The organism is Chryseobacterium proteolyticum (assembly GCF_046591535.1).
In the GTDB taxonomy this organism is placed as follows: domain Bacteria; phylum Bacteroidota; class Bacteroidia; order Flavobacteriales; family Weeksellaceae; genus Chryseobacterium; species Chryseobacterium proteolyticum.
Genome location: NZ_JBJLWK010000033.1, coordinates 1 through 429, shown reverse-complemented (window position 1 = coordinate 429; position 429 = coordinate 1). Strand labels below are relative to the sequence as shown.

Here is a 429-nt window from a genome sequence, read left to right as displayed (position 1 = left end):
ATAACTTAGCGTATATCATCTATACCTCTGGAACAACGGGTAATCCAAAAGGGGTAATGGTAGAAAACCGGAATCTGGTTTCCAGAATGAGTTATTATAAATCATTCTTTACATTATCTGAATCGGATGCTACTTTATTCTACAGATCTTATTGTTTTGACGGAGCTATTGAAGAGTATTTAATTCCGCTTCTTACAGGAGGAAAGAGCGTAATAGCCCATAAAGAATTTTATGGTAATATACATGAGAATTTAATGGAATTGGCTGATAAACATAATATTACAAAAGTAAATATGCCGCCGTCTCTATTAAATGATCTATTGTCTAATCCTGATTACAGTGAAAAATTCTATAATTTAAAATCATTAAAACATGTTGTTTCCGGAGGTGATGTATTAAATACCCGTCATTTAAAGAAGGCCAAAATGA

1 protein-coding gene is annotated in these 429 nt (G+C 32.2%); it reads left to right on the top strand.

What is annotated here, in order from left to right:
• A partial coding sequence (locus ACJ5H0_RS23125; protein WP_411252200.1) for an AMP-binding protein occupies window positions 1–429 on the top strand: 429 nt, incomplete at both ends.